The organism is Pseudomonas sp. W22_MBD1_FP4, from assembly GCF_052113765.1.
Taxonomy (GTDB): Bacteria; Pseudomonadota; Gammaproteobacteria; order Pseudomonadales; family Pseudomonadaceae; genus Aquipseudomonas; species Aquipseudomonas sivasensis.
In genome coordinates, this window is record NZ_JBGQOI010000025.1 from 18,008 (window position 1) to 37,512 (window position 19,505).

A 19,505-nucleotide genomic window follows, 5' to 3' on the forward strand; every position below is an offset into this window, starting at 1 on the left:
ATGCCCTTGCGCCTTGCGCTGCTTCTGCTTGTTACCGGCCTCGCGGCCGGTTGTGTTTCATCGGGCCATGAGAGCCCTTTGCAAACCGGTAAAGGTCGTGATGAGGCGCGAGTTGCCTATGTGCAACTGGGGTTGGGTTACCTGCAGCAGGGCATGAGCGAGCAGGCCAAGGTGCCTTTGAAAAAGGCCCTTGAACTGGACAACAACGATGCCGACGCCAACGCTGCATTGGCCTTGGTGTTCCAAGCCCAGGCCGAGCCTGAACTTGCCGATCAGTATTTCAGAAAGGCTTTGGCCTCCCGTCCTGCCGACCCTCGGCTGCTGAACAATTACGGCAGCTTCCTGTTCGAACAGAAACGTTATGACCAGGCTTCCCGTTATTTCCAGCAAGCTTCTGCCGACACCCTTTACCCAGAGCGTTCGCGGGTCTTCGAGAACCTTGGGGTGACCTCAATGCGTCTCGGCCAGCGCGACAGTGCTCGCCAGCAATTGGAAAAAGCCCTGCACCTGAACAGTCGCCAGCCGCGGGCATTGCTCGAAATGGCTGAGTTGTCTTACGAAGACAGGCATTATGTGCCGGCACGTGACTATTACGAGCGTTTTAGCCTGCTCAGCGGGCAAAATGCACGTAGTCTATTGCTCGGTGTGCGCCTGGCGACAGTTCATGAAGAACGCGACACGGCCGCACATTTTGGCCAGCAACTCGAACGACTCTATCCCGGTACGCCGGAATATCAGCAATACCTGTCGGAGCAATGATGAAAGCGGCGCACCCGGAAGTTGTAGCAGCTAATCGCGTAAACCCAGGCGAAACCTTGCGTCAGGCCCGCGAAAGCAATGGTTGGTCGCTGGCGGAAGTGGCCCTCAAGCTCAATTTGACCACCACGTCCTTGGGCAATCTGGAAGCTGGCGCGTTCGATAAGCTGCCTGGGCACACCTTCGCCCGAGGCTATATCCGCGCATACGCCAAATTGCTGGGTATCGACCAGACCGTTCTGGTTCAGGAGTTCGACCAATTCACCGGCACCGATTCCCAGGGCAGCAGTGTTCATGGCCTGGGTCGTATCGAAGAGCCAGTGCGCGTTTCCCACACCATTTTGCGAATTGTTAGCCTGTTGCTGCTTGTTGCGGTGATCGGTGGCGGGTTTGTCTGGTGGCAAGACCAAGCCTCTCAGCGCAGTAAAGACCTGACCAGCAGCGCGATGGAGCACGTCGAAGTCGAAAGCGCCGATGGAACCACTCAGATCCATCCGTTGGATGAACCGGAAGACCAGGCTGTTGCCGAGGGGCAAGCCACGTCTGAAGCGCCGCTCGCGACCGAGCAACCGGCACCGGAAACCGCTCCTGCGACAACCGCCGCTGTGCCTGCTCCTGTAACGCCAGCGACTCCGGCAGCGCCCACCGCCCAGGCTCATACGCCGGCAGCACCCGCGTCCGCGCCCCCCGCTCCAGCAGCCTCGGCTACGCCAGCTATTTCGCCACCTACCACTCCAGCATTGATCGCCGGTGACGGGCGCGTACAAGTGACCTACATTGCTGACTGCTGGACGCAAGTCACCGATGGCAACGGTAAAGTGCTGTTTAGCGGTCTTAAGCGTAAGGGAGATACTCTTGACCAAGGCGGTAAGCCTCCTCTGACGCTGCGTCTGGGCTTCGCCCGTGGCGCGCAAGTGGCCTACAACGGTCAGCCTGTGGACGTGGCGCCGTTCACCAGTGGCGAGACTGCTCGCCTAAAGTTGGGACAATAGTCATGCACGGCGAATCTCCAATCAAACGTCGCGTATCGCGCAAGATCTGGGTCGGCTCGGTGCCGGTGGGCGGCGACGCCCCCATCGCAGTACAAAGCATGACCAACAGCGACACCAATGATGTAGCCGCCACTGTGGCCCAGATCAACCGTTTAGAAGCCGCTGGCGTGGACATAGTGCGGGTTTCCGTGCCGGACATGGACGCTGCGGAAGCCTTCGGCCGCATCAAACAGTTGGTCAAGGTGCCGTTGGTTGCAGACATTCACTTCGACTACAAGATCGCGTTGCGCGTGGCTGAACTGGGTGTCGATTGCCTGCGTATCAACCCAGGCAACATCGGTCGTGAAGACCGTGTGCGCGCGGTGGTGGATGCTGCCCGTGATCGTGGGATCCCGATCCGCATCGGCGTCAACGCAGGTTCTCTGGAAAAAGACCTGCAAAAGAAATACGGCGAGCCCACTCCGGCGGCGCTGGTTGAGTCGGCATTGCGCCACGTTGAACACCTTGAACGCTTGAATTTCCAAGACTTCAAAGTCAGCGTAAAGGCCTCCGACGTGTTCATGGCGGTTGAAGCTTACCGGCTGCTGGCGAAGGAAATCGTGCAGCCATTGCACTTGGGTATCACCGAGGCTGGCGGTTTGCGCTCAGGCACAGTGAAATCTGCGGTAGGTCTCGGTATGCTGCTCGCCGAAGGGATTGGCGATACTATCCGCATCTCGTTGGCGGCAGACCCTGTAGAGGAAGTGAAAGTCGGTTACGACATTCTCAAATCCCTGCGTTTACGTTCCCGTGGCATCAACTTCATTGCCTGCCCGAGCTGCTCGCGGCAGAACTTCGACGTGGTGAAAACCATGAACGATTTGGAGTTGCGCCTTGAAGACCTGCTGGTACCGCTGGATGTTGCGGTGATCGGTTGCGTGGTTAACGGGCCGGGTGAAGCCAAGGAAGCGCATGTGGGCTTGACCGGCGGTACACCCAATCTGATTTACATCGACGGCAAGCCGTCGCAGAAGTTAACGAATGACAATCTTGTGGATGAGCTGGAAAAGCTGATCCGCGAGAAAGCGGCCGAAAAGGTCGCCGCTGACGCAGCGCTGATCGCTCGCGGCTGATTGAACGAATTTAAGGATTTGATGTGAGCAAGTCTCTGCAAGCCATTCGTGGCATGAACGACATCCTGCCGGAGCAGACGCCCCTGTGGCGCTACTTCGAGAATACTGTCGCGCGTCTGCTGGATAACTACGGTTACAAGCAGATCCGCATGCCGATCGTCGAGTTCACCGAGCTGTTCAAGCGCTCCATTGGTGAAGTGACCGATATCGTCGAAAAAGAGATGTACACCTTTGAAGACCGTAACGGCGACTCCCTGACCCTGCGTCCGGAAGGCACTGCCGCGTGCGTGCGCGCTGTGCTTGAGCACGGCCTCACCGGTGGCGGCCAGCCGCAAAAACTATGGTACATCGGTCCGATGTTTCGCCACGAGCGTCCGCAAAAAGGCCGCTATCGTCAGTTCCACCAGATCGGCCTGGAAGTATTTAACCTCGACGGTCCGGACATCGATGCCGAGCTGATCGTGATGACGTGGCGCTTGTGGGGCATGCTTGGCATTCGTGATGCGGTCAAGCTTGAACTCAACAGTCTGGGCACCAGCGAATCCCGTGGCCGCTACCGCGTCGCACTGGTCGAGTACCTGTCTGCGCATCTGGACAAGTTGGACGAAGACAGCCAGCGCCGTCTGAAAACCAACCCGTTGCGCGTGCTGGACACTAAGAACGCCGACACGCAAGCCGTACTGGTCGATGCGCCGAAAATGGCCGACTACCTGGATGACGAATCCCGCGCGCACTTCGAGGGCCTCAAGGCTCGCCTGGATGCGGCCGGCATTCCCTACGTAATCAACCCTAAGTTGGTGCGTGGTCTCGATTACTACAGCAAAACCGTGTTCGAATGGGTCACTGACAAACTAGGCGCCCAAGGCACTGTGTGCGCGGGTGGCCGTTACGACGGCTTGGTCGAGCAGATGGGCGGCAAGCCGACCACCGGCGTGGGTTTTGCCATGGGCATCGAACGGCTGATCCTGCTGTTGGAAACTTTGGAACAAATCCCCGCAGAAATCTCCCGTCAGGTGGATGTGTACCTGTGCGCCTTTGGTGAGGCAGCCGAACTGGCGGCCCTGGCCTTGAGCGAGAGCGTGCGCGACCAGCTGCCGAACCTGCGCCTTCAGATCAATGCCGGCGCGGGCAGCTTCAAGAGTCAGTTCAAGAAGGCCGACAAGAGCGGTGCACTGTATGCACTGATCCTCGGCGATGACGAGTTGGCCCAGCAAGTGATAGGTTTCAAACCCCTGCGTGGCCAGGGCGAGCAACAGAACATTGCCTTTGATGCGCTCGCTGCGCACTTGGCCACCTGCGTCGTGCAGGGTTGAAGCTGTCGAACAGCCGAATTTAGCGATTAAGGAGTATTGGGGTGTCGAGTACTGATGATGAGCAGTTGGCCGAGTTCAAGGACTGGTGGCAGCGTAACGGCAAGCCCCTGGTTACTGGCGGTCTGCTGGCTTTAGTGGTGGTGTTCGGCTGGCAAGCCTGGACAAAATATCAGGCCAACCAGTCCCAGGGCGCCTCTATCCTCTATCAGCAATTGCTGGAAACCACCCTGACGCCGGACGGCAAGCCCGACCCTGCGCAAGTGGCGGACCTGGCCGGCAAGCTGAAGAACGAATTCGGCGGTAGCACCTACGCCCAATACGGCAGCCTGTTCGTCGCGAAGGTCGCGGTCGATACCGGCAAGCTGGATGACGCCGCTGCAGAACTGAAGGCTATCGCCGACAAGCCGACCAACCCGACCCTGGGTGAAATCGCACGTCAGCGCCTGGCCCAGGTATTGGCGGCACAGAACAAAGCTGACGAAGCACTCAAACTGCTCGACGGTGATGCGGACAAGGCATTTGTTGCCACTCGCGAAGAGCTCAAGGGCGACCTGTTGGTCCAATTGGGTCGTACCGATGAAGCCAATGCTGCGTACAAGAAAGCCAAGGCGGCGCTGTCTGATGAAGCGGCGGTCGGTGGCTTACAAATCAAGCTCGACGACTTGGCCAAAGGGGATGCGTGACGTGATCCGTTGGAAACATGCAGCATTGCTGGCTCTGGCCGTTCTGGCCGCGGGTTGCAGCAGCAACAGTAAAAAAGAACTGCCTCCGGCCGAGCTGACCAGCTTCAAGGAAGAAGTAGTCCTGCAAAAGCAATGGAGCCGCTCCATCGGTGACGGCCAGGGCGAGACCTACAACATGTTGGTTCCGGCAATCGACGGTGACAACATTGTGGCTGCTGACGTGACCGGCGTAGTGATCTCCATGGATCGCATGAACGGCGATGTGAAATGGAAGACTGACCTCGAATTGCCTGTTTCCGGCGCCGTAGGCGTTGGTTATGGCCTGGTGATGGTCGGCACGCTGAAAGGCGAAGTGGTTGCCCTCGATTCCAGCACCGGTGAAGAGAAATGGCGCGCTCGCGTGACCAGTGAAGTCCTCGCACCTCCTGCCACCAACGGCGACATCGTTGTGGTGCAGACCCAGGATGACCGTGTAATCGGTCTGGATGCCGCTACCGGCAACCAGCGCTGGTTGTACGACAGTACTCCTGCGGTGTTGACCCTGCGTGGTACCAGTGGTCCGGTTGTAACCAACAATCTGGCCGTTGCAGGCCTGTCGACCGGTAAAGTGGTCGCCCTGGACACCCAGAACGGCGTGCCGGCCTGGGAAACCCGTGTGGCAATCCCGCAAGGTCGTTCCGAGCTGGATCGTGTAGTGGATATCGACGGTGGCTTGCTGCTGTCGGGTGAAACCCTCTACGTCGCCACCTATCAGGGCCGTGTTGCGGCGCTGGACCTGCAGAGCGGCCGCGTTAACTGGCAGCGTGATGCTTCCAGCTACGCCGGTGTCTCCCAAGGGTTTGGCAGCGTCTACGTCAGCCTGGCATCCGGCACTGTTGAAAGTGTCGACGAGCGTTCCACTACCGCGTTGTGGAGCAACGACTCCCTGGCTCGCCGTCAACTGTCGGCACCGGAAGTGTTCTCCAGCTACGTAGCGGTCGGCGATTTCGAAGGCTACTTGCATCTGCTGAGCCAGGTGGATGGTCGCTTCGTAGGTCGTGAGCGTATCGACAGCGACGGCCTGCGCGCGCGTCCGCTGGTCGTGGGTAACATGCTTTATGTGTATGGCAACAGCGGCAAGCTGGAAGCCCTGACCATCAAGTAAGAACTATGCTTGGGGTAACACCCAGGCGGCCCCGCTTCGGCGGGGCATGCGGCATCTGACGATGCTGCCCCGAGCACCAGCCGCTGCCCTGCAGCGGCTTTTGTATTTTCTGAAATAACGAAGTGGAGAGCCGCATGGTTCCCGTAATCGCCCTGGTGGGCCGACCTAACGTCGGCAAGTCCACCTTGTTCAACCGCCTGACCAGGACTCGCGACGCTATTGTCGGCGACTTGTCCGGTCTGACCCGTGATCGCCAATACGGTGAGGCAAAGTGGCAAGGGCGCTCCTACATTATTGTCGACACCGGTGGTATCTCCGGTGATGAGCATGGCATGGACGAAAAAATGGCCGAGCAGTCGCTGCTGGCCATTGAAGAAGCCGATGTCGTGTTGTTCCTGGTGGACGCCCGCGCTGGCTACACCGCTGCCGACCAGATGATCGGCGAGCACCTGCGCAAGCGTAACAAGCGTTCCTATTTGGTCGCGAACAAGATCGATAACATCGATCCTGAGGCGGCCCGTGCTGAATTCAGCCCGATGGGCCTGGGCGACGCGATCCCGGTTGCCGGTGCCCACGGCCGCGGCATCACGCAGATGCTGGAAATCGCTCTGCGCGACTTCCCGAAGGATGATGCTGAGGAAGAAGAGGGCGAAGAAGAGATCGTTGCCGAAGGTGAGGAAGCCAAGCGCATTCCTGGCCCTAGTGAAAAAGACGGTATCAAGATCGCCATCATCGGCCGTCCTAACGTCGGCAAGTCGACCCTGGTCAATCGTATGCTCGGTGAAGACCGGGTAATTGTGTACGACCAGCCTGGCACCACCCGCGACAGTATCTACATCCCGTTCGAGCGTAACGACGAGAAGTACACGCTGATCGACACAGCCGGTGTGCGCAAGCGCGGCAAGATCCACGAGGAAGTTGAAAAGTTTTCCGTGGTGAAAACCCTGCAAGCGATCAAAGACGCCAACGTGGTGATCTTCGTGATGGACGCCCGCGAAGGCGTGGTGGACCACGACCTCAACTTGCTGGGCTTTGCCCTGGAAGCGGGCCGGGCATTGGTCATCGCGATCAACAAGTGGGACGGCATGACGCCGAGCGAGCGCGATTTCGTCAAGATCGAGCTGCAGCGCCGCCTGTTCTTCGTCGAGTTCGCCGATATTCACTTTATCTCGGCATTGCACGGTACTGGCGTGGGTAACCTGTACGCTTCCGTACAGAATTCTTTCAAGTCCGCAGTCACCCGCTGGCCGACCAATCGTCTCACCCAGATCCTGGAAGATGCGGTGGGCGAGCATGCACCGCCGATGGTCAACAACCGCCGGATCAAACTTCGTTACGCCCACTTGGGTGGTGCCAACCCGCCGATTATCGTGATCCACGGTAACCAGATCGAGAAGGTGCCTAAGTCCTACGTGCGTTACTTGGAAAACACCTACCGCCGTGTCTTGAAACTGGTCGGTACGCCGATCCGTATCGAGTTCAAGGGGGGCGAGAACCCATACGAAGGCAACAAGAACACACTGACTGACCGTCAGGTGAACAAGAAGCGTCGTTTGATGACTCACCACAAGAAGGCCGACAAGAAGCGCCGCGACAAGCGCTGATTCAAGCTTTAAAAAGGCGCCGGTGGCGCCTTTTTTACGCCTGCGATTCGGAAAAATAACACGCCAGCAGGAGGAAGGTTGGTTCAAGCGTGAGACCTGATAAGGACATCAATACGAGCAATCGTTTTTGTTGGTCCATGACCAGCCCAATGGGCTCGCTGAACTGCTGGTTGAAGTCCAGCTCAACGATGCCGGTGCCGTTAGGCCCGAAGCTTGTATCGATCTCGCCATTGCTATTGAAGCGCGCCATCACGGCCGTTTTGTTCAATACCTCTTCAAGGGTGCCGACCGCTACGATTTTGCCAGCGTCCACCAGCAACTTGTGCCAACGGGTCACGTTTGCCGTGATTACCGGTAGGCCATTGTTGAAGCCGGGATCCGGCACGCCGTCGGGGTCTAGTGAGATAAGCAGTGCTCCTTGCGCAGCAGAGCCGCACGCAAGGATCTTTTCATGGGTGGCAACGAGATCAAGGTATTGATGATCCTGGGTTCGGTACTCGCCGCTGATCGCGAAGGTTGTATCTACCGCACCTTCCGAGGTGTAACGCTGGAGGATTCCCGTCTTGATACCCCTGACATGGACGCTGTGGCCGTAAGCGAGAATCTTGTCGTCCGCTTGAATGGCAAGGCCTGCTAAAGCCGTGTTCTCGCCCGCCTTAAGGGTGTCGATATAGCCACGGCCACTATTGAAGGCGAGGTCGGTTTGGCCGTCGGCATTTATACGGGCTATCAGAGCTCCCCAGTGTCCGGGTTCGCCTGTGTACAAGTGCAGGGTGATTATCTTCCCGGTACTTTGAAGGGCCGCGTCCACGCCTGGCGCTTGGTTGGGGCCTTGTTCGTAGGTGATTGGCAGATTCAGTACCGATAGGCCGTTTTTACCGAACTGAAGGACGGGTGCTCCGGTTAGTTGGCTTTTAGCTACTGCGGGTACGGGAGTGCTTGAGTTGTGCGTCAGTGCTCCGCACAGCAAGTAGGACTGGTGATCCGCCGTGAGCACTTTCAGGCCATTTGAGGGCCATTGCTGATCCGATGGTTCAAAGAGCCCGGTCACGATTCCATTTTTACCGAAACCTTGATTGGGCTGCCCATCTGCTTGCAGGTTGAAATAGGCGAAGTGGCCTTGGGTGTAAGTGTTCATATCCTTCAGAACACTGGCGGAAACCAGTAACTTGTCGTCAATGCTGTTCAGTCCATATGCCCTGAAAATCGCTCCATCTTCGATGTTGAGCGGCAAGACTCCGCGTTCACCAAACGACGGATCCAGTTCACCGGTTTTGTGGAGGAGAGTGGTTGACATGGGTTGCCTCGCTGATGGGGTAAGCCTGATTAGTTAGGCGCTTTTTTCTTCGTTGAGGTAACTGTCAGAAATACCTGTTATGCACACTGAGACAGTCCGTTCGTCGCAGAGGACGCGGTAGAAGGCCGATACTGGTCATGGCTATCAATGGCGCGTGCCGGCTTTTTTTCTGACAACCGCATGGGCTATCCTCGACCCTTACCGCGCCATTGCAGCGACAGGTGTTCAGCAGGGACTCACCGAATGATCAACAGCAAGTTACCGAATGTCGGCACCACTATTTTCACCACTATGTCGCAATTGGCTGCCGAAACCGGTGCGCTCAACCTCTCCCAGGGGTTTCCCGACTTCAACGGCCCCCAGGCTTTACTCGATGCCGTGGGCAAACATGTTGCCAGCGGGCATAACCAATACTCCCCGATGACCGGCCTTCCGGCGCTGCGTCAACAGGTGGCGGGCAAGATCGCTCGCAGCTATGGCGCCACGGTCAACCCGGACAGCGAAGTGACCATCACCCCCGGTGCCACGGCTGCGATCTTCTGTGCGATCCAGGCGGTGATCCGCAGTGGCGATGAAGTCATCGTGTTCGATCCCTGCTACGACAGCTATGAGCCCTCGGTCGAACTGGCCGGGGGACGCTGTGTCCATGTGCAACTGAGCCTGCAAGGCTTTGCATTGGACTTTGAGAAGATCAAGGCCGCGCTGTCGCCACGCACGCGCATGATCATCCTCAACACCCCGCACAACCCGACTGGCGCGCTGATCAGCCGCGCCGAGCTGGACCAGTTGGCCGAACTGATCCGCGATCGCGATATCTACCTGGTCAGCGATGAGGTCTACGAACACCTGGTATTCGACGGCGTGCCCCACGTGAGCGTGCTGGCCCATAAAGAGCTGTACCTGCGTGCGTTCGTGGTCAGCTCCTTTGGCAAGACCTACCACGTCACTGGCTGGAAAACCGGCTACGTGGTAGCGCCACCGGCCCTGACGGCTGAATTGCGCAAGGTGCATCAATACGTCAACTTCTGTGGCGTAACCCCGTTGCAGTTCGCCTTGGCCGATTTCATGGCCGAACACCCGGAGCACGTCGACGAACTGCCTGCGTTCTATCAGGCCAAGCGCGATCTGTTCTGCGACCTGCTGGCGCCGTCGCGCTTCAGCGTTACCCGGGTGACCGGAACCTACTTCCAATTGGTGGATTACTCACAAATACGCCCGGACCTGGATGACGTCGCCATGTCCCTGTGGATGACCCGTGAACACGGTGTGGCGACTATCCCGGTCTCGGTGTTCTACCAGACCCCACCCCAAGGCCAGCGCCTGGTGCGCCTGTGCTTTGCCAAACGCGAGGAAACGCTGCAGCAGGCAGCTGAAAAACTATGCGTGATCTGAGTGCACTGCCGAATCTGAATATCGCCCTGGTCCAGACCACCCTGGCCTGGCACGACCGCCAGGCCAACCTCGAACATTTCGAAGGGCTGCTGGAGCAGGCCCGCGGCGCCGACCTCATCGTGCTACCGGAGATGTTCACCACCGGTTTCTCCATGGACTCGCAAACCCTCGCTGAGCCGGAAAACGGCCCGACCCATCATTGGCTCCAGGCCCAGGCTGCGAAGTACAACGCGGTGATCACCGGTAGCGTGATCATCCAGGCCGCTGATGGCAGCCACCGCAACCGCCTGTTATGGGTGCGGCCGGATGGCGAGGTGTTGCACTACGACAAGCGTCATTTGTTTCGTATGGCCGGTGAACACAATCACTACACACCCGGCGAGCGCCAGGTGCAGTTCGAGTTGAAAGGTTGGCGTGTTCGGCCGCTGATTTGCTACGACCTGCGCTTTCCGGTGTGGAGTCGGGATCCCCAGGACACTGACTTGCTGCTGTACACCGCCAATTGGCCGGGCGCGCGGCGCCAGCATTGGAACCGGTTGTTGCCGGCGCGGGCTATCGAGAACCTGTGCTACGTAGCGGCGGTCAATCGAGTGGGCACCGACGGCAAGGGCTTTGCCTACACTGGCGATAGCCAAGTGCTGGATTTCCAGGGCGAGAGCCTGCTGAGTGCGGGGGAGGCGGACGGGGTGTTCCAGGTGTGCCTTGACGCGGCTGAGCTCGCTGCGTATCGCACCAAGTTTCCGGCGAATCTGGATGCCGATAGCTTTCAGTTTGTCTGACAGACCGCTATCGGGGGGGCAAGCCTCCTCCCACACTTTGATTTGTGAATACATTCAAAATGTGGGAGGGGGCTTGCCCCCGATGAGTCCCTGACAGGCAACCCAAATCTGGAACTCAATAAAAAGGCCCCTGGGTTCTCACCCAGGGGCCTTTTGTATGACGGCTAAGGTTACGCCGCTTTGGCTTCCTGCTGGCTCAGCGATCGGTTCAGCGCACTGAACAGCGCCTTGAAGCTCGCCGTGGTGATGTTTTCATCAATGCCCACGCCATGCACTGGACGTTCACCGTTCACACGCAGTTCGATATAGGCCGCTGCCTTGGCGTTGGTACCCGCACCGATCGCATGTTCGTTGTAGTCCATGATTTCCACGCCAATCGGCAGGCCAGCAACCAGGGCTTCCAGTGCGCCGTTGCCCTTGCCCTTCCAGTGCAGGTTGGTTTCGCCCTGGCCCTTGCCCGAGACTTCCACTTCGACAAAGCTGTTGCCGTTCTCTTCCTGCAGGCGATGGCTGACCAGCGCGTACGGAGTGTTGGCTTGCAGGTATTCACGCTGCAGTAAGGCGTAGATCTGTGGTGCGGTCATCTCCAGGCCCACGCGGTCGGTTTCGGCCTGGACTACCTGGCTGAATTCGATCTGCATGCGGCGTGGCAAGCTGATGTCGTATTCCTGTTCCAGCAGGTAGGCGATGCCGCCTTTGCCCGACTGGCTATTAACGCGGATCACTGCCTCGTAGCTGCGGCCGATGTCAGCCGGGTCGATCGGCAAGTACGGCACTTCCCACAGGGCATCATCTTTCTGTTGGGAGAAGCCTTTGCGGATCGCGTCCTGGTGGGAACCGGAGAACGCGGTGTGCACCAGATCGCCGACGTACGGATGACGGGGGTGTATCTGGATCTGGTTGCACTCCTCGACGACTTTGCGCACACCGTCGATGTCGGAGAAGTCCAACTGCGGGTCCAGACCCTGGGTGTACATGTTCAACGCCACGGTGACGAGGTCGACGTTACCGGTACGCTCGCCGTTACCGAACAGGCAGCCTTCGACACGGTCGGCGCCGGCCATCAGACCCAGCTCGGTAGCGGCCACGCCGGTACCACGGTCGTTGTGGGTGTGCAGGCTGATGATCACGCTGTCACGGCGGTTGATATGGCGGCCGAACCACTCGATCTGATCGGCATAGATGTTAGGCGTGGCGCACTCCACGGTGGCTGGCAGGTTGAGGATCATCTTGTGCTCAGGCGTCGGGTTCCACACCTCGATCACCGCGTCACACACTTCCTTGGCGAACTCCAGTTCAGTGGCACTGAAGGTCTCTGGGGAATACTCGAAGGTCCACTGGGTTTCCGGCTGCTGGGCAGCGTATTTGACGAACAGCTTGGCCGCATTGACTGCGATGGCCTTGATGCCGTCCTTGTCCTGGTTAAACACGATGCGGCGGAACGACGGCGAGGTGGCGTTGTACAAGTGCACGATGGCTTTCTTGGCGCCGCGCAGGGATTCGAAGGTGCGTGCGATCAAGTCTTCACGGCCCTGGGTCAGCACCTGGATGGTGGTGTCCTCGGGGATGTGATTGTCTTCGATCAGGGTGCGCACGAAGTCGAAGTCGGTTTGCGACGCGGCAGGGAACGATGCCTCGATTTCCTTCACGCCGACGGCTACCAGGGTCTTCCAGAAGCGCAGTTTTTTCACTGCGTCCATCGGCTCGATCAACGACTGGTTGCCATCACGCAGGTCGGAGCTGCACCAGATCGGCGCGGTGGTGATGGTCTTCGATGGCCAAGTGCGGTCCGGGATATCGATGGTCGGAAACGCGCGGTACTTCGAAGACGGGTCTTTGAGCATGCTCATCGGGAAATCCTTTGTTGTAGGGGCCGAGAAAAGGCGGCCTGCCGTGGAACTGTTTTTGGGGATAAAGCGTAGAGACGAGGCAGATCGATTCAGCCTGGCAGTCGTGCGCTGACGAGGCACAGGCTGCGGTGCTGGCGGAGCTGAATGAGGGTGTGAGAGGTTTTCATAAGCTCAACCCTAACCGCCGAGGTGAAAGATGGCAAGCAGTCGAGAAAAATTGAGAGAAGTTCTGCTATTTACGTAGGAGGCGAGATTTTATGCCTGGAAATTCGCTGGGTTCTGAATTTAATTGCGCGCGCTTTGCGGCGCACGCAATCGAGTCATTCAGGGCTGGAACGCGCCGATAAAGATCGCAGGGTCCACCCGCGCATCGTTGAGGCTGACGTTCCAGTGCATATGTGGGCCGGTGGCGCGGCCGGTCGCGCCGACCTTGCCCACCACTGTCCCACGCACCAGTTGCTGGCCGACCTTCACGTCTATCTTCGACATATGACAGAACATGCTGATAAAGCCTTGGCCGTGGTCGACGAATACGGTGTTGCCGTTGAAGAAGTAGTTACCGACCAGAATCACCTTGCCGTTTGCCGGCGTCTTGATCGGCGTACCGGCCGGCACGGCGAAATCCAGGCCCGAATGCGGGTTGCGCTCTTCGCCGTTGAAGAAACGGCGCACGCCGAACTTGCTCGACAGGGGCCCGTTTACCGGTTTATCCAGCACCAGATTACTCGGCAGGTTGGGGCTGAAGCTGCGGTAGGCCTTGAGCTGTACGGCCAGTTCGCCTTCGATGCGCTTCAGTTGAGCCGGGTCGGGGTTGACCTGGCTTTTGTTTTTCAGGGTGATGCGCTGTTCCGGGTATTTCTTATAGCCGACGATAAACGGCAGGCTGCGCCCGCCGCTGCTGATGCGCTCGTTACCCGGCTTGACGCTCAGCGGGATACCGACAATCGCCAGCCAATTGTCCTGTTCCTTGACCACCAGCACCGGCTTGCCTTGATAGGTCGCTTTCGGCGCTGCCGCCGAAGGGCCAAGGTCGACCACGGCCACTCCACCCGGCACCGGTTTGTTCAAGGTACGGCTGATATAGCTATCGGCGTGGGCATTAAAGGTGAGGCACAGCAGCATCAACAAACTAAAGAGACGAGGCATCAATCAATCCAATAACGAAAGGGTGACGGGTGTCAGGTGGTTGTCTTCCACGCGCACTTGCAATTGGCCTTCACCGAGACGCGCGGTGAGACGCTGGCCGGTGTGGGTTTGCGCCGCGTTGCGAATGGCATGGCCGCGCTCATCCAGCAGGATGCTGTAACCACGGCCCAGGGTCGCCAGCGGGCTGACCACCTGCAATGTCTGCACCTGGCTTTGCAGTTGCAGGCGACGGGCCTTCAGGCCTTCGCGCATGGCGCGGGGCAAGCGTTCGGCGAGGCTGTTCAGGCGCTGGCGCAATAGCGCCAGTTGACGGCCGGGGTGCTGGCCGGCGAGGCGGGTTTCCAGGCGGATCAGACGCTCGCGACGGGTATTGAGGCTGCGTTCAAACGCACGGCGCAGGCGCATATCCAGATCATCCAGGCGCTGGGCCTGCTGGCGCAGACGTTCGCCGGGATGGCGCAGGCGACGGGCCATGCCTTCCAGACGCAGGCGGTCGTGGGTCAGGCGGTTGCGCATCAACATGACCAGGCGGCGATGCAGATTTTCCACCTGACGCACCAGATGGCTGGCGTCCGGTGCCAGCAATTCTGCGGCGGCGGATGGGGTAGGGGCGCGTACGTCCGCCACGAAGTCGCTGATGGACACATCGGTTTCATGTCCGACGGCGCTGACAATGGGGGTCACGCAAGCGTCCACCGCGCGGGCTACGGCTTCTTCGTTGAAGCACCAGAGGTCTTCCAGGGAGCCGCCGCCACGGGCCAGAATCAGTGCGTCAAAGCCTCGCGCATCGGCCAGTTTCAGCGCGCGGACAATCTGCGGGATCGCCTCGCGGCCTTGCACGGCGGTCGGGATCAAGGTCAGCTCAATGTTTGGCGCCCGGCGGCGGAACACGCTGATGATGTCGCGGATCACTGCTCCGGTGGGCGAACTGATAATGCCAATGCGTCGAGGATGGGCCGGCAGTGGGACCTTACGCTCGGCACTGAACAAGCCTTCGGCGCTGAGCTTTTCCTTCAAGGCATCGAAGGCCAAACGCAGCGCACCATCACCGGCGGGCTCCACGGTGTCGAGGATCAGTTGGTAGTCGCCACGGCCCTCGAACAGCGAGACCTTGCCGCGCACCTTCACCGCCAGGCCATCTTTCAGCGCCTGGCGCACCCGTGCGGCATTGTTTCGAAACAACGCACAACGCACTTGGGCGCCGCTGTCCTTGAGGGTGAAATACACATGGCCGGAGGCTGGGCGGGCGAGGTTCGAGATCTCGCCTTCGACCCAGATATTGGTGAACACGTCTTCCAGCAACACCCGCGCACGGCCGTTGAGTTGGCTGACAGTCAGGACTTCACGGTCCAGGCCCAGGCGGGCAAAGGGGTCTTTAATCATGGGCGGCAGTTTATAGGCATTCGTGCAAGGTTTGACAGAACTGCTCAACCAACCGGCTCGGCGTCGGTGGGCAGGCCAGGGCCACGGTGCTCAGGCAATCCGGATCGGCCAGCGGTAGAAAGTGCACATTGGCGGGAGCAATGTCCTGCATGGATTTTGGTAATAAGGCAATACCAAAGCCGGCCTGGATCAACTGTAGCTGGGTGGTCTTTCGTGACATGACCCGCGCAGCCTTAGGGAAAAATCCGGCGCGCATGCAGAGCTCGGCCGCCAGATAACTCAGGCCGCCACGCTGTGGGTGGGGGATCGAGATAAACGCTTCATCTTTGAGCTGTTCCAGGTCGACGGGCTCGTAGCTACGTGCCAAACGGTGATTCGGCGGCACAGCAAGCAGCAATTGTTCTTTATATAAGGGCTCCACACGTACCCCTTCACGCTGGCGCAACACCGGCAACCGTAGCAGTCCGATATCCAGCCTACCGTCGGCGATTTCCTCCAGTTGCGCCTCGGATGACAGTTTGACGATGTCCATTGATACGCCGGGGCAACGCTCCAACCACGTGTTGATGCCTTGCAACAAAACGCCGCTCATCGGCACGGTGCTCGAATGGCTCAGCCGCAGGGTGCCGAGCTGGCCGTTACCGACCTGGGTCGCGGTTTCACTGGCCTTGAGTAGCTCGCTCAGCAAATTGCGTGCCCTCGGGTAGAACGCTTCACCGGCGGCGGTCAGGCGTGGCTGACGCGCGGTGCGTTCGAACAATGGCGTTTGCAGCTGTTTTTCCAGCTCCTTGATCTGTCGGCTTAGAGCCGATTGCGCCACAAACAGACGTTCGGCGGCGGCGCTGAAGCTGCCGCTGTCGGCGATTTCAACGAAGTAGCGCAGTTGGCGAGTGGAAATCACGCGTCATGCCTTTTCGAGATGGGTGGAGGGCTTTGAAGATATTAGTCGCAACCCTCGCCGATGGCTAAAGTGATGGTTATCTCTTTCAAGGAAGACTCCATGAGCCCTCTTGAGCTGATGAACCAGTGGTCGTTTAGCGGTGTGGATTGGCTGGTGATCGGCCTGGGTGTCGTCGTGGCGTACATCGTGTTTGGTATTGCCGGCTTCGGGACGGCGCTGGTGGCGGGGCCTATCCTGATTCTGTTTATGCCGCTGTCGAAGATCATTCCGTTGCTGGTGCTGCTGGATTTTGTCGCCGCCTTTGGCGGCCTGCTGCAAACGCGGCGGGATGTGAATACGTCGGAATTGTTGCGGCTGCTGCCGTGTATGGCCATTGGTTGCACACTGGGCGTGGTGTTTTTGCTCAATCTGCATTCGGACTTGTTGCTGCTGTTGATGGGGCTGTTTATCAGCGCCTATGCCGTCTACACCTTGGCAGTAAAAGCCCGTCCCACGCAGCTCGGCAAAGGCTGGTCGATTCCCATGGGCACCGTCGGCGGCCTGTTTGGCGCGCTGTTCGGCAGTGGCGGCTTTTTATATGCGATCTATCTGAACAGCCGATTATCCAAGGACGCGGCGCGGGCGACTCAAAGTGCGCTGATCAGTTGCAGTACCGTGGTGCGCCTGAGCCTGTTCCTGATCGCCGGGGTGTACGCGGATCTGCCATTGTTGCTGTTGGCGCTGTGCCTACTGCCAGCGATGGGCCTTGGGCTGTGGTTTGGGCGTAGGTTGACGATGCGTATGTCGCGTGAGGCGTTTGTGCGGTTAGTGACGTGGCTGGTGCTGACCAGTGGCATTGCGTTGATTGGACGGTATCTGAGCACTTGACCGGATTTCTTCAGGGATTAAGCTGCCAGCCTCCCGGGCGTCATCGCGGGCAAGCCCGGCTCCCACAGTTGAGCGCATTCCAATATGGGAGCCGGGCTTGCCCGCGATGACGCCAGAAGCCACACCGCAGGACTCTCATGAACTCCCAAAGCATCCTTGTCCCGAAAATCTCCACCTTGCCCGTTCACGAACCCCGCGCGCGGGCGATCGTGCGTTGGCTGGTGCGCAAGAACATCATCAAGGAAGAACTCACCACTTGCGGGCGCACCGGCAACCGCATGGCCTACGCCCTGGCCGACGGTGCCCGCGCCGTGGTCCGGCACCCCGAAGCGCTGCCGTTCAACGAGCCGGTCAACGGCCTGGAGATCATCTACAAACGCTGCATCTACACCCCGGCCAAGGGCTTTCTCGAAGAAGCCGGCTGCCCGGAATGTCGCAAAGAGGTCGGCGAGGCGCTGTTTGAAAGCCTGGAAGACTGGATGCCCGGCCACACCGACAACTTCACCTGCCCGCTGTGTGGGCATGAAGATGACATCAATGGGTTTCTGTTCCTGCAGGAATGCGGGTTTTCCAACCTGGGATTCATCTTCAATAACTGGGCAGAGGCGGGGTTCAAGCAAAGCTTCATCGACGAATTCGCCGATTGGCTGGACCAAAAGATCAGTTGGGTTAAGGTCGAACTTTAATCCATCTATCAGTATTACCAAGTTTGTCAGAGTTTTACATTGAGCCCGACAGGGTGCATGTATATAATGGCGCGCTTCCATTTTCCCGCTCGGGAGCCCCCGCGATGCTGCGTATCAGCCAAGAAGCTCTGACATTCGACGACATTCTCCTAGTGCCCGGTTATTCCGAGGTGCTTCCTAACGAAGTCAGTCTCAAGACCCGCCTAACCCGTGGCATCGAGCTGAATATTCCCCTGGTTTCCGCTGCGATGGACACCGTTACCGAAGCCCGCCTGGCCATTGCCATGGCGCAGGAAGGCGGTATCGGGATCATCCACAAGAACATGACTATCGAGCAGCAAGCTGCCGAAGTGCGCAAGGTCAAGCGTTACGAAGCCGGTGTGGTGAAAGATCCAATCACCATCGAAGCCGACGCCACCGTGCGTGATCTGTTCGACCTCACTCGTCTGCACAACATCTCCGGTGTTCCTGTGCTGCACGATGGCGACCTGGTCGGCATCGTCACTTCCCGTGACGTGCGTTTCGAAAACCGTCTTGAAGTCACCGTCCGCGAAGTGATGACGCCTAAAGAGCGCCTCGTGACTGTCAAGGAAGGCGCCGACAAGAACGACGTGCGCGAACTGCTGCACAAGCACCGCATCGAGCGCGTGCTGATCGTCGACGACAAATTCGCCCTCAAAGGCATGATGACCGTCAACGACATCGAAAAAGCCAAGGCTTACCCGCTGGCCAGCAAGGATGACCAAGGTCGTCTGCGCGTGGGCGCTGCCGTCGGTACCGGTAAAGACACCGGTGACCGCGTTGCAGCCCTGGTAGCCGCGGGTGTGGACGTGGTGGTGGTCGATACCGCTCACGGTCACTCCAAAGGCGTGATCGACCGCGTACGTTGGGTCAAACAGAACTTCCCTGACGTGCAGGTGATCGGCGGCAACATCGCCACCGGCGCAGCGGCCAAGGCCCTGGCCGAAGCCGGCGCTGACGCAGTCAAGGTCGGTATCGGCCCTGGCTCGATCTGCACTACGCGTATTGTCGCTGGTGTGGGCGTGCCGCAAATCAGCGCCATCGCCAACGTTGCCGCTGCGCTTGAAGGCACCGGCGTTCCGTTGATCGCTGACGGCGGCATCCGTTTCTCCGGTGACCTGTCCAAGGCCATCGTAGCCGGTGCCTCCTGCGTGATGATGGGCTCGATGTTCGCCGGTACCGAAGAAGCACCGGGTGAGATCGAACTGTTCCAGGGCCGTTCGTACAAGGCTTACCGTGGCATGGGTTCGCTGGGCGCCATGTCCCAGGCTCAAGGCTCGTCCGACCGTTACTTCCAGGACTCCTCGGCAGGCGCCGAGAAGCTCGTTCCGGAAGGCATCGAAGGCCGTGTTCCTTACAAAGGCACCCTGAGCGCCATCATCCATCAACTGATGGGCGGCCTGCGTTCTTCGATGGGCTACACCGGCAGCGCCGACATCGAAGAAATGCGCACCAAGCCAGAGTTCGTACGGATCACCGGCGCCGGCATGGCTGAATCCCATGTCCACGACGTGCAGATCACCAAGGAAGCGCCAAACTACCGCGTAGGTTGAGGCTTCCAGCAAAATGTTAAGTAACC

General features: G+C 59.0%; 17 protein-coding genes. 12 read left to right on the plus strand and 5 right to left on the minus strand.

Annotated features, from left to right (window positions below):
• From pilW to der, 7 genes are all read left to right on the plus strand, one after another.
• Complete coding sequence (gene pilW / locus ACEN2T_RS25325) at window positions 1-759, plus strand: type IV pilus biogenesis/stability protein PilW (protein WP_032890706.1); 759 nt, start codon at window positions 1-3, stop codon at window positions 757-759.
• Window positions 759-1,748: a RodZ domain-containing protein gene (locus tag ACEN2T_RS25330; RefSeq protein WP_032890708.1), complete on the plus strand. Its 990-nt coding sequence runs from the start codon at window positions 759-761 to the stop codon at window positions 1,746-1,748. Before pilW ends, ACEN2T_RS25330 begins: the two co-directional genes overlap by 1 nt.
• A gap of 2 nt (window positions 1,749-1,750) precedes the next feature.
• Window positions 1,751-2,860, plus strand: coding sequence for a flavodoxin-dependent (E)-4-hydroxy-3-methylbut-2-enyl-diphosphate synthase (ispG, locus tag ACEN2T_RS25335; protein WP_003175952.1), 1,110 nt, complete (start codon window positions 1,751-1,753; stop codon window positions 2,858-2,860).
• A gap of 23 nt (window positions 2,861-2,883) precedes the next feature.
• Entirely contained in the window at window positions 2,884-4,173 is a 1,290-nt protein-coding gene (gene hisS, locus ACEN2T_RS25340; protein ID WP_122756092.1) for a histidine--tRNA ligase, read from the plus strand.
• Window positions 4,174-4,214: 41 nt separating this feature from the next.
• Window positions 4,215-4,856: a YfgM family protein gene (locus tag ACEN2T_RS25345; protein WP_032890712.1), complete on the plus strand. Its 642-nt coding sequence runs from the start codon at window positions 4,215-4,217 to the stop codon at window positions 4,854-4,856.
• Complete coding sequence (bamB, locus tag ACEN2T_RS25350) at window positions 4,849-6,000, plus strand: outer membrane protein assembly factor BamB (protein WP_032890714.1); 1,152 nt, start codon at window positions 4,849-4,851, stop codon at window positions 5,998-6,000. The genes ACEN2T_RS25345 and bamB overlap by 8 nt, the downstream gene beginning before the upstream one ends.
• A gap of 134 nt (window positions 6,001-6,134) precedes the next feature.
• Window positions 6,135-7,604: a ribosome biogenesis GTPase Der gene (gene der / locus ACEN2T_RS25355; RefSeq protein WP_032890716.1), complete on the plus strand. Its 1,470-nt coding sequence runs from the start codon at window positions 6,135-6,137 to the stop codon at window positions 7,602-7,604.
• Between the two features lie 34 nt (window positions 7,605-7,638).
• On the opposite strand, the gene ACEN2T_RS25360 is transcribed toward der, so the two are convergent.
• On the minus strand, window positions 7,639-8,901 hold the full coding sequence (locus ACEN2T_RS25360) for a hypothetical protein (RefSeq protein ID WP_442117751.1): 1,263 nt from the start codon (window positions 8,899-8,901) through the stop codon (window positions 7,639-7,641).
• A 243-nt stretch (window positions 8,902-9,144) separates the two neighbouring features.
• On the opposite strand from ACEN2T_RS25360, the gene ACEN2T_RS25365 reads away from it, so the two are divergent.
• Both ACEN2T_RS25365 and ACEN2T_RS25370 read left to right on the plus strand, forming a co-directional pair.
• Window positions 9,145-10,293, plus strand: a complete 1,149-nt coding sequence (locus ACEN2T_RS25365; RefSeq protein WP_442117752.1) for a pyridoxal phosphate-dependent aminotransferase — start codon at window positions 9,145-9,147, stop codon at window positions 10,291-10,293.
• On the plus strand, window positions 10,281-11,072 hold the full coding sequence (locus ACEN2T_RS25370; protein ID WP_442117753.1) for an amidohydrolase: 792 nt from the start codon (window positions 10,281-10,283) through the stop codon (window positions 11,070-11,072). Before ACEN2T_RS25365 ends, ACEN2T_RS25370 begins: the two co-directional genes overlap by 13 nt.
• 170 nt (window positions 11,073-11,242) lie before the next feature.
• Here ACEN2T_RS25370 and leuA read toward each other — a convergent pair whose 3' ends face one another.
• The 4 genes from leuA to ACEN2T_RS25390 all read right to left on the minus strand — a co-directional run bounded on the left by leuA (window position 11,243) and on the right by ACEN2T_RS25390 (window position 16,352).
• Entirely contained in the window at window positions 11,243-12,922 is a 1,680-nt protein-coding gene (gene leuA, locus ACEN2T_RS25375) for a 2-isopropylmalate synthase (protein WP_442117754.1), read from the minus strand.
• 324 nt (window positions 12,923-13,246) lie between these two features.
• Window positions 13,247-14,068 carry a M23 family metallopeptidase gene (locus ACEN2T_RS25380; RefSeq protein ID WP_032890722.1) on the minus strand — a complete coding sequence of 274 codons (822 nt, stop codon included), beginning with the start codon at window positions 14,066-14,068 and terminating at the stop codon, window positions 13,247-13,249.
• 3 nt (window positions 14,069-14,071) lie between these two features.
• A complete protein-coding gene (xseA, locus tag ACEN2T_RS25385; RefSeq protein ID WP_122680807.1) occupies window positions 14,072-15,451 on the minus strand; it encodes an exodeoxyribonuclease VII large subunit in 1,380 nt (459 codons plus the stop codon).
• A 10-nt stretch (window positions 15,452-15,461) separates the two neighbouring features.
• On the minus strand, window positions 15,462-16,352 hold the full coding sequence (locus ACEN2T_RS25390) for a LysR family transcriptional regulator (RefSeq protein WP_442117755.1): 891 nt from the start codon (window positions 16,350-16,352) through the stop codon (window positions 15,462-15,464).
• 99 nt (window positions 16,353-16,451) lie between these two features.
• Here ACEN2T_RS25390 and ACEN2T_RS25395 point away from each other — a divergent pair, with 99 nt between their 5' ends.
• The 3 genes from ACEN2T_RS25395 to guaB all read left to right on the plus strand — a co-directional run bounded on the left by ACEN2T_RS25395 (window position 16,452) and on the right by guaB (window position 19,479).
• A complete protein-coding gene (locus ACEN2T_RS25395) occupies window positions 16,452-17,219 on the plus strand; it encodes a sulfite exporter TauE/SafE family protein (RefSeq protein ID WP_442117756.1) in 768 nt (255 codons plus the stop codon).
• Between the two features lie 137 nt (window positions 17,220-17,356).
• A complete protein-coding gene (locus tag ACEN2T_RS25400; RefSeq protein WP_032890730.1) occupies window positions 17,357-17,905 on the plus strand; it encodes a hypothetical protein in 549 nt (182 codons plus the stop codon).
• 104 nt (window positions 17,906-18,009) lie between these two features.
• A complete protein-coding gene (guaB, locus tag ACEN2T_RS25405) occupies window positions 18,010-19,479 on the plus strand; it encodes an IMP dehydrogenase (RefSeq protein ID WP_003209646.1) in 1,470 nt (489 codons plus the stop codon).
• The last annotated feature ends 26 nt before the right edge of the window (window positions 19,480-19,505 follow it).